The 10,751-nt window shown below is 41.1% G+C and carries 9 protein-coding genes; 6 read left to right on the forward strand and 3 right to left on the reverse strand.

Annotated features, from left to right (window positions below; translation table 11 throughout):
- The first annotated feature begins 5 nt into the window (after positions 1–5).
- From BMW86_RS27075 to BMW86_RS27090, 4 genes are all read left to right on the forward strand, one after another.
- On the forward strand, positions 6–1,937 hold the full coding sequence (locus tag BMW86_RS27075; RefSeq protein ID WP_255373022.1) for a heavy metal translocating P-type ATPase: 1,932 nt from the start codon (positions 6–8) through the stop codon (positions 1,935–1,937).
- 75 nt (positions 1,938–2,012) lie between these two features.
- Positions 2,013–2,207: a hypothetical protein gene (locus BMW86_RS27080; protein WP_089786096.1), complete on the forward strand. Its 195-nt coding sequence runs from the start codon at positions 2,013–2,015 to the stop codon at positions 2,205–2,207.
- Positions 2,208–2,215: 8 nt separating this feature from the next.
- Entirely contained in the window at positions 2,216–2,983 is a 768-nt protein-coding gene (locus tag BMW86_RS27085; RefSeq protein ID WP_089786098.1) for a hypothetical protein, read from the forward strand.
- Between the two features lie 16 nt (positions 2,984–2,999).
- On the forward strand, positions 3,000–3,506 hold the full coding sequence (locus BMW86_RS27090) for a TlpA family protein disulfide reductase (protein WP_089786100.1): 507 nt from the start codon (positions 3,000–3,002) through the stop codon (positions 3,504–3,506).
- Here BMW86_RS27090 and BMW86_RS27095 read toward each other — a convergent pair whose 3' ends face one another.
- The 3 genes from BMW86_RS27095 to BMW86_RS27105 are packed head-to-tail and all read right to left on the reverse strand — an operon-like array spanning position 3,507 to position 8,726.
- Positions 3,507–4,388, reverse strand: coding sequence for a hypothetical protein (locus BMW86_RS27095; protein ID WP_089786102.1), 882 nt, complete (start codon positions 4,386–4,388; stop codon positions 3,507–3,509).
- 58 nt (positions 4,389–4,446) lie between these two features.
- Complete coding sequence (locus tag BMW86_RS27100; RefSeq protein WP_089786104.1) at positions 4,447–5,877, reverse strand: hypothetical protein; 1,431 nt, start codon at positions 5,875–5,877, stop codon at positions 4,447–4,449.
- Positions 5,878–5,894: 17 nt separating this feature from the next.
- Positions 5,895–8,726, reverse strand: a complete 2,832-nt coding sequence (locus BMW86_RS27105; RefSeq protein ID WP_089786106.1) for a TonB-dependent receptor — start codon at positions 8,724–8,726, stop codon at positions 5,895–5,897.
- Positions 8,727–8,971: 245 nt separating this feature from the next.
- Between BMW86_RS27105 and BMW86_RS27110 the strand changes: the two genes are divergently transcribed.
- Positions 8,972–9,568 carry an RNA polymerase sigma factor gene (locus BMW86_RS27110; RefSeq protein ID WP_089786108.1) on the forward strand — a complete coding sequence of 199 codons (597 nt, stop codon included), beginning with the start codon at positions 8,972–8,974 and terminating at the stop codon, positions 9,566–9,568.
- Positions 9,569–9,621: 53 nt separating this feature from the next.
- Positions 9,622–10,722, forward strand: coding sequence for a FecR family protein (locus BMW86_RS27115; protein ID WP_089786110.1), 1,101 nt, complete (start codon positions 9,622–9,624; stop codon positions 10,720–10,722).
- The last annotated feature ends 29 nt before the right edge of the window (positions 10,723–10,751 follow it).

The following is a 10,751-nucleotide window of genomic DNA, read 5'->3' on the forward strand; positions in this document are numbered from 1 at the left end:
TGAAAATGGAACAAAAGCATAATTGTAATCATGATCATGAACATACACAGGGTCATAATCATGAACATGGGGGATGGTTCGGTAAAAATACTGAACTCATTTTTAGCCTGATCTGTGGCGGCTTGCTGGGAACTGGTTTCGCTTTGTCATTCATCACTAATGTTCACTGGGTTCCTCTTGCATTTTATATAGGCGCTTATTTCTTCGGCGGGTTTTACACCGCAAAAGAAGCCATTGAAAATATCAGATCAGGTACTTTTGATATCGATTCTTTAATGCTGGTCGCCGCCGTAGGCGCAGCCATCTTAGGCGACTGGGCAGAAGGTGCATTATTATTATTCCTCTTTAGTCTGGGGCATTCGCTGGAACACTACGCCATGAACAAGGCGCGTAAATCAATATCTGCTTTGGCAGAACTGGCGCCTAAAACGGCCTGGCTGAAAGACGGTAAGGAAGTAGGGATAGAACAGTTAAAGCCCGGGGATATCATTGTAGTGAAACCTAATACTAAAATCCCTGCAGACGGAGAAGTTGTACAAGGTAACAGCAGTGTAAACCAGGCACCCATCACAGGAGAAAGCATGCCTGTAGAAAAACAGGTAAACAGCAATGTATTCGCTGGTTCTATCAACGGTAATGGTTCACTGGAAATAAAAGTATCAAAACCAGCATCAGATTCTACTATCTCAAGATTAATAAAACTCGTTAATGAAGGGCAGCAGCAAAAATCTCCCACTCAACGGTTTACTGATAAACTGCAGAAGGTCTTTGTACCGGTTGTACTGATATCAGTAGTGCTGTTATGTTTTGCATTCCTGGTGATAGACGAAACGTTCAGTCAGAGTTTCTACCGCGCCATGTCTGTGCTGGTAGCTGCCAGTCCATGTGCATTAGCAATATCTACCCCCAGTGCGGTATTAAGTGGTGTAGCCCGTGCTGCCAGAGAAGGGGTGCTGATAAAAGGCGGCAGACCATTGGAAGACCTTGGTACACTCACCGCCCTGGCATTCGATAAAACAGGTACACTCACTGCCGGAAAGCCCAGGCTGACTAACATAATCCCCTCAGAAGGAGTAAACGAAGAGGAACTGCTGGAGGCTGTTGTAGCCGTAGAAGCATTGAGTGATCATCCGTTGGCAAAAGCGCTGGTAACAGATGGAACAGAAAAGCTGAAAGGTAAGACCATCACTCAGGCGCAGGAACTGGAAGCAGTACAGGGAAAAGGTGTGAAAGCAAAATGGCAGAACAGCACCATTTACATCGGCAACCGGGCAATGTTTGAAAACGCATTACCGGCAGCACTAAACGACAAACTCAGTTCCCTGGAAAGCCAGGGTAATACTTCGATGATCGTAAAAAGAGATGATCAATACTTAGGGATAGTGACAATGATGGATACCCCCAGAGAAGAAGCAAAGGAGGCATTACAACGCTTAAAAGAAGGGGGTATCAGGAAGATGATCATGTTATCTGGTGATAGCCAGCAGGTGGCAGATGCTATCGCTAAAGCAATCGGTCTGACGGATGCCTGGGGCAACCTGTTACCCGAACAAAAAGTAGATGCCATCAAAAAGCTGATCGCTTCCGAAGGGAAAGTTGCCATGGTAGGAGATGGAGTGAATGATGCCCCGGCAATGGCGAACAGTACCGTAGGCATCGCTATGGGAGCTGCCGGTTCTGATGTAGCCCTGGAAACCGCGGATATTGCCCTGATGGGTGACCGCCTGGACAAGCTGCCTTTTGCCATCGCTCTCAGCCGTAAGGCCAACGGTATCATCAAACAGAACCTGTTTATCAGTTTGGGGATGGTGGTGGTGTTAATCCCGCTCACCCTGCTGGGTATAGCGAGTATAGGCCCGGCTGTAATGGCACATGAAGGATCTACTATTGTAGTGGTATTCAATGCTTTACGATTATTGGTGTATAAGCATAAATGATCATATTGACACTACGCTTTGCAGAATGGCCTCTTTTTTGTTATATTTGTATCATAGGTATCAAATTAATACTTTATGAAGGCAAAGATTAGTAAACTCGGACTCGCATTTCTCCGCAACAGTAAAGCTGCAAATGCTTTATCAAAGGCGGTGGATAATAACAGTGACCGGATTTCAAACGGGGAGCCGGTAAAATTCAAGGCTGCCCTGGACAATACGAATAAAATTATTGAATTCACTGTGCGCAAGGTAAACGTTTCTCTACCCTGATATAATACATGAATATTGCAATAGGTGCATTCCTTATAACATTGCTTTTTATACCCGCCATTTCTTTTAGGTTAGCCCTCAATAACCATCGCCAATTAAAGGAATTATTAGGAGCACTTTCCATCACAGACACTATCTGGCTTTTTATATTAGTACCCATCTGTACGCATCTCGTATTGCTGCCAATCATCTATTTATTGGGCATACAGGTGAAGTATGACCTCATCCTGAATATCATCTATTCTAACCGTGATTTTCATATCAGTAATAAAATACTGGGATGGGATATCGTAATATTCCTGTCGTATGTACTCTTTGCATTTGGTGCGGCATTCCTGGCAAGCTGGCGCATCGTTAAAAATGAATGGCTGAGTAATAAGATCATCTCCCTGCTGGGAGCCGGAAATGAATGGTATGAACTATTCGATGGTAAGTATGCAGATAAGAACTTTGATGTGATCCTGCTGCATGTAGTGACCGTCTCCAAAGAAGCGACGCTGATCTATTCAGGTTATCTGGAAAACTATTACTTCCAGACAAAATCCACCGAACTTGATTATATTGTACTTACCCAGGTAATGAGGCGGGACCTGCGCCGCAGGGCCGTTTCTGATCAGAACGAAGCAGGTACTGAGAAATACAGTTTTTATGCCAACGAACCCGGTGATCCTATCCGTTTACCCGGTGACCTCGTGATCATCCCTGCCAAAGAGATCCTCAACATCAATGTCACTTATCTGGAGATGGAAGGGGATACAATTGAAGCAGAAGAATAAGTTTTAAACTATACATATGAAAAGGATATTACTCCCTGTATTATTATCTTTTATCACTATCACCGCCTTTGCCCAGACAGGTTTTCATACTGCCATAGGTAATAAAGTACCTGTTTTTTCTTTTGAAACAGAAAAGGGTAAAAAAGTGAAGATCACTGATTACAAAGGCAAACTGGTATTGATTAATTTCTTCGCTACCTGGTGTCCTCCCTGCAATATAGAGTTGCCGGAAGCACAAAAGAAAGTATGGGATAAACATAAAGACAATCCCAAATTTGCCTTTTTTGTTTTTGGCAGAGAAGAAGGCTGGGAAAAACTTACACCTTTCAAAGCAAAGAAAGGCTTCACATTCCCTATTCTCCCTGATTTAGACCGTAGTATCTTCAGCAAATTTGCAACGGATGGTATCCCCAGGAATGTATTGATTGATGCCAGCGGAAAAATCATTTATCAGTCTATAGGATATGCACCGGAAGAATTTGATAAACTGGTAGCCCTGATAGATCAGCAGTTAAAGAAATAACTAAAATCCCTGCTTCTGTACATAATACAATGTAGCAGCATGGCTTGTACTACTCTCGCAACTCATAAAGAACCTGCCGGGAGTAATATAATCCAGTCCTTCTGTTTGCCAGTCGGACTGATTCCCGATATTAAACCGTTTGGTTGTGCCACTGAAAAAATTATCCGTGGTATAACCATTCAATAACCAGATGAACGGCTGTATTTTCTTATTCATATAACCCAGTAAAGCCACTTCTTTTGTGTCAGGATTATAGGCAGCAGCGGTAATCTTCCCCTGTGAATCAAATGCTGTAAAAGGAGAGACTGCATAAGTGCCGGGTATAGCAGGCATTTTATAACAACGGGTTTTCAGATCACCGGCATCCTTGGTGAAAATATACAGGCTGTCATGAATAACCAGCAGCGATTCACAATCAAAATTACTATTGTCATTAGCACTGAAATCTGTCTGGTCTGTATAGGAGAAGTTAATCGCTTCTGCATTCACACTGGCAGCATTATTCAAATCTGATTTTTTAACCCGCAGGATTTTAAGATCAGTTCTGTCTCCACTGTTATTTCCAAAATCGCCAATGTAAATATACAAGGAATCAGCAGTTATATCTTCCCAATCGACATTAGGATAATTAACAATTGTTACCGTTTGCAATATAGCTCCGGTAGTAGTATCAATCTTATAAATAGCATTAGGATTGCCACTATCTCCAAAGCTCCATAACTGTCCATCTGTATAACACAATCCTGATGATTCTTTCAGCACAGCCGGTAAAGTGGCTTTTATACCTGTTATAAGCGTAGTATCAGGATGAACTGTAGTAACCGGAGTAGTATTTTTCTTACAGGAAACTATCAACAGACAAAGAATAATAAAATTTCTCATACACCAGAAAAAACAAGCATGGCAATACAATGTACTGCCATGCTTTTATTGATAAATATTAATGCTGATTGCCTGTACCATCTAACTGGTAACAACCTAAGTCTTTACCCGGACCAGTAATCCCGCTGGAACCAAAGTTCGCATCAACAGGTACATTCGTGATCGGAGTGAAGGCCAGGTAACCTTTACCAACAGCTGGTGAAGTAGCCTGTAAATGGAAATTATAGCTATCTACAGAAGCCTGTGTCTGGTAGTTCGCATTCGGAAGCGGATAGTTTACGAACAAAGGATTGTTCTGGCTAACGAGTGAAGTACCATCATATTGCATACCGAAAGTATAAGAAGCACCCAGGAAAGCAGCCATATTTGGTATACCTGTAGCCTGTGGATGAGTTACTACTGCCTGTGCAATATTTGTTGGTAAGAACTGGTTAGTCAGTGCTACATTATCTCCGTAGAAATAATTATAACCATATGCTGTCTGAACGATCGGATCTCCTGTGTGCGGGCCTGTTGTATCTGCCAGGTAAACTTTGGCAGTTACATTGTTACCACCTGCGATTCTTACACCAAAGGCGCACTCAACGATCAGGTTATTATAAACAAGCGCTCTTGAGTTGTTCTCTACTTCTACAGAACCACTTCTTGCGCCAAATGTACCTGTATTTCTGAAACCGTCATTTACATATGTATTGTTATACATAGCGATCATACACTGTGGCTGGATACCACCGTCATTGGCAGATTTTGTACCATTGGTAGCACCACCTATAATCAGGTTGTACGCCATGTTACCTTGTGTACCACCTTTGGCATTGAAGCCGTCTCCACCTGTACCACCACATTTTTCAAGGGTGTTACGCATGATGTTAACATGACCACCATAGAAACGTACCGCATCATCCGGTGTACCATAAATCCAGGAATCCTCCAGGATAAAGTTACCATTAGGATTACCAAAGTAGATACAATACTGATCTCCTACAGAAGGACCTGTAAAAGGAATAGTCTGTATACCTGCTCCGGAGAAATCAAGATGTGTCCACTTGATCACTAACAACGGACAGGTTTTATCGCAATAAATACCTGACCATCCACCGGCATAAGCAGAGTCTGAAGTAGCAGTAGATGAACCGGTAGTTTTTGTTCTTGATGGATCTGTGATTGTTACCGGGGCATCTTTGGTACCCAGACTCACAAATGTTCCTTTTACAACGATAGCAGCTGCATTGGTTACTTTAACAGTTACACCCTTTTGAATCAGCAGGGTATCACCAGCGTTAACAGTTACATCACCACTGATTGTGTAGGTTTCGCCAGTCAGCATAGTTCCTTTAATAGCGCCGGATAAAGGTGTGGAAGCACTTACTGCTTGTCCTACCTGTATCTGCCCGACAGAAACATTAGAAGAATCCGACTTTGAGCAGGATGTTAATGCAATTGTAAATGCCAGTAAAGCATAGATACTGCCAATTTTAATTTGTTGCATGTGTGTTTATTTTGTTTTTAAAAATTAAATCTGAACCCTAATGAATATGAAGCATAAAATTTATCGTATTGTACTGTTACATAATCCGGACTTTCCTGGAATGGCAGTTTGTATTTACCGCTGTAACTACTGTTGTTCTGTTTGATAATTAAATGGAAAGGTGTATTGAGAATATTATTCACTTTCACATAAAAGATGAAATGATGGCCAAACTCCTTTTGTGCGGAAAAGTCGAGGTTCACCGTAGGTTTCTCCCAGTTGTCAAGCCCCCTGTATAAAGAAAGTGTATTGATTCTTTCGCCGGTATATACCAGTGCCAGCTGTGCATCTATCTTGTTTTTGGGACTCTTATACAGCAGGGAGAAATTGCCTATATGAGCGCTCTGTCCCTGTAAGGGTCTTCTTTCACCCACCTTTGCATTAATAGCTTCGCCTGATGCAGATTGATAATAGAAAAATTTGGAGGAGTTGATAACAGAGTGGGTATAAGTGTAGTTGCCGGATACTCCAAAGTTGCTGAAGTATTTTCTGAATACTACCTCAAATCCAAAGTTGTTAGCGTTCCCGAAATTGTTGGGAGAAAGTATAATATCACCAAAACCGGTTTGTGTAAAGGCATACTCAATCGGGTTGCTGATAAACTTATAGAATGCACCTACCATGAACTGATCAAGTCCTTTAGGGAACATCTCATAACGTAGATCGATATTATCAATAACAGTATGCTGTAAATGTGGATTACCCTGCGTTTCATAATTGTCATTGGAACTTCCTCGCTCAGGGAATGCGATCAGATCAGCATAGGCAGGGCGGAAGATGGACCTGAAATAAGAGAAGCGTATGGCCCTTCCTGCATCAAGGGAATATTTACCTTGCAGACTGGGCAATACGTCCAGATAACTGATATCTGCCGACTTCCCATCTACGGTTACAGGCAGAGACGATACATAATTTTGATGTGTATTCTCCACCCTTACACCTCCCAATAATTCAATATGGTCATTCACGTTATACTTCAGGTCAACATAGGCGGCACCCACATTCTCTTTGAAATTGTATATACCCGGATTCCCAGCTGCATTGCCTAAAGCTCCATTGGCAGGAACAAATGTAAACTTCGAGGCAGGTATGGATACATACTGCTGATAATTCGAATTGGAATCACTTACGGGTGTAAGCTTATATGCGTTATCGTAGTTATCTCTCTCTTTATGGCGGTACATACCACCAAACCCAAACAGGGAAGTATGTCCTTTGATACTTGCTTTATAATGAAGATTGAGATAACCCGCAAGGTCTTTATCTGTATTATGAATCCATTCACGGGATTCATTACCTACCACTGGTGGGGAGATTGTAAAAGTACCGTTGTTGGTATTTGGATTTACTGCTCGTGCTGTTGAAAATTGTGCATTATCAGGTATTTCCCGTTTAGCCTGTGATACTACCAATGACCAGTCTGTAGTCAGTTTATTCGTTAATGTATTTTTACCCTGTAACGTAACATTGAAAATGTTTTGCAGGTCTGTCCTTATTTCCTGGCGCTGATAAATAGCATAGGGACCTACAAAATTATAAGCAGTAGAATATCCACCTAAGAGAGAATCGCTGGTTATTTTTACCCTTTGTTCATTTAACTGCAGGTAAGTAGCAAACAGACTGATAGAGTTGCCCGCGTTAAAGTTATAATCAATCTTTGTTTCAAGTCCGGAACGGTCTGTACGTGAATTAAACTGCCGGGCAAACACATCAGAGAATGCCGGTTGCTGCTCATGACTGGCATCAGCGGCAGGTGGTACTGTAGGGCTTTGCAGCAATGAACTAGAGTTGCTTCCTCTATATGCATTCTGATAACTGCCTGAAAAAATAATACCTAATTTATTATCTAAAAACCGGTTTCCCAGTGTAAGATTCACATTCTTATTCACGGGGGCTTTGCCGGTACTTGTCATTACATTCTGATAAGGGAATGCTGAGATAGGTGCATATACACCGGGTCCTGTTATTTCGGAAGGCGATTTACTACTTATATGAGATCTGGAATAAGAAACAAAATCCCTGTTCAGCATAATCTGGCTGTAACCTGTACCAATGTTGCCTTCCAGCTTAAATTTATCTGGTGCATTTTTCATCACCAGATTGATTACCCCACCGGCAGCATCTGCCTCCATATCAGGTGTCAGTGATTTGATCACTTCTATTCTGTCTAGTAATTCTGCCGGGAAAATATCCAGCGGAACATACCTGTTCCTGTTATCCGGACTAGGGATTTTTACACCATTTACAAGTGTGGTATTATACCTTTTATCCATCCCTCTGATGATAGCATACTGACCATCACCAGAGCTGCCGCGTTCAATGGAAACACCGGATATACGCTGCATTACATTGGCTACTGTGATATCAGGAGATATTGCAATAGCATGTGCAGAGACAATATTTACAATGTTGTTGGCTGTCTGTTCTCTTCTTTTGGCATATTCATCAGAGCCTTCGTTTTTCCCTGATTTAATCACAACATCAGACAGGTTATAAATACCCGAAGAAAGATAAATATTGATGTTGCTGATACTATTGTCTGTTACTTCAATACTGGTATCAGCAGCAGCATAACCAACATACGATATTGATAATTTGTAATGCCCTGCGGTAAGGTCTTTGAAGCTAAAGCTGCCATCCAGGGAAGACTGTACTTTTTTACCTGAAGGTAACAGTGTAATAGCTGCGCCTATCAGTTGTTCTTTTGTGTTTTTATCAAAAATGTGTCCCTTGATATCTCCCGCAACAAGTGTCTGGCAAAAAAATAATAATGTAATTAATTGAATGTAGAAGAAAGAGCGTCCCTTCATGTTAGCAGTAGATTTGGTTGGACAATACTACGAAGGGGGCATATTAATTTTTAGGGCAAATAACGAATTAATATAAGCGTAATCTTTCCTTAACGCATTGGTAACGTTGACTACAGAAAGAATTCAGAATTGGAAATTTATTAAAAAAGCTTAATTGGTTTTTAATCTGGTTTTAAGAATAAATCCAGAAAGAATTCAGAATTAGGTATTTTTATTTTTTGTAAATTCGTTTGATACATTTTTTAATGCCGGGACTCAACACATGCAGTGATCAGGAATTACTTTTACTGTTAAAAAAAGGGGACGACACTGCATTTACAGAAATTTATGCAAGATATTGGGAAAAGATGGCAACTTATGCCATCCGGCTAATAAAGTCCGAAACTGAAGGTGCAGACATTGTTCAGGAAATCTTTGTTTCATTATGGAACAGGAGAGAAACCATAGAAGTAAAGGGTACATTGATCTCCTACCTTATAAAAGCTACCCGTAACTTATCCCTTAGATATATAGAGAAAAATATCTCTACCAACAACTTCCTGGAACGCCTGTCTGATAACATGAAAGGCATATCCCTGACCATTGATGACCAGATATCAGTAAAGCAGTTGCAGGATGAGATTGATAATGCTATTAATAAATTACCTCTCAAAATGAGAGAAATCTATGTTTTAAGCCGTTATGAGCAATTATCCCATAAAGAAATAGCCCAAAAGCTGGGAATTGCCGAAACGACCGTTAAAAAGCAGATCAGTAATGCTATAAAGGTGCTTTCTTCCTCTATAAATAGTGAGTTCCTCACCGCTTTTGGCGTCATTTTCCTTCATTTTATAAAAAATTAAAGTTTTTTCAGGATTATCTACTACCAAATGCCCTTTTTCGGAATAGTATATATATGAACGAAGAACAGGCAAAGCATTTATTAGCACGTTACAGGCAAGGTCTGTGTTCTGAGGAGGAAAATCAGGCTATTGAAGCCTGGATAGCAGAGGAACAACGGCTTTATACATGGGATAAAACGGACCATGAACGGGTGCTATTCGGTATTTCCTTAAAAAAGAGGATCGATGCAAAGCGTGATAAGCCCATCAGGCGTTTAAATAACTCATGGTTGAGAGCGGCTATTGCGGCGTCCGTTATATTACTGCTTTCTGCTGGTTTCTACCTCTTTAATAATTCGCATACTACTCCCCGGATAGCAACAAACGTTATTACGCCGGGTTCCGATAAAGCTATATTAACCTTAGGCAACGGACGACAGATTCTCCTGGACAGTATTAAAAATGGTGTTATCGCCGATGATAATAACGCTACTATACAAAAAACAATGGGGGGGACAATTGTATACAGCGGTAAAGGCGGAACTTCCTGGAACACCATTAGCGTGCCTAGAGGTGGTCAATATGCGATTATCCTGTCTGATGGTTCAAAAGTGATGCTGAACGCGGCATCAAGCCTTAAATACCCTGCTACCTTCATCGGTAAGGAGCGCAGTGTAGAACTGACAGGGGAAGCCTACTTCGAAGTAGTACATAATAAAGCCCAACCATTTAAAGTAGTATCGAACGGACAGGAAGTAGCCGTATTAGGTACGCACTTTAACATTAATGCCTATACAGATGAAGACAATACAAAAACAACCTTATTGGAAGGGTCTGTTAAAGTATCGAACGCAACAGGGTATAAAATTATAACTCCGGGAGAGCAAACTATTTTACAGAATAAGAGTTTTATAATCAGAGTGGTGAATGCAGAGCAGGAGGTAGCCTGGAAGGATGGCTACTTCCGCTTTAACAATGAAAAGATTGAAAGCATCATGAGGAAACTCTCAAGGTGGTATAATATTGATGTTAAATATAGTGGAAGAGTACCGGTAGAAAACTTCTATGGTAAGATCTCCCGCTATAAAAATATAGATGAAGTATTAAGTATACTTGAAAATACGAACAGTGTCCATTTTAAGATAGAAGGAAGGGCTGTGATTGTCATGGAGTAAGTCTCAATAAAACCATCCCGGTTGCCGCC

This window comes from Chitinophaga sp. YR573 (genome assembly GCF_900110995.1).
Lineage (GTDB): Bacteria > Bacteroidota > Bacteroidia > Chitinophagales > Chitinophagaceae > Chitinophaga.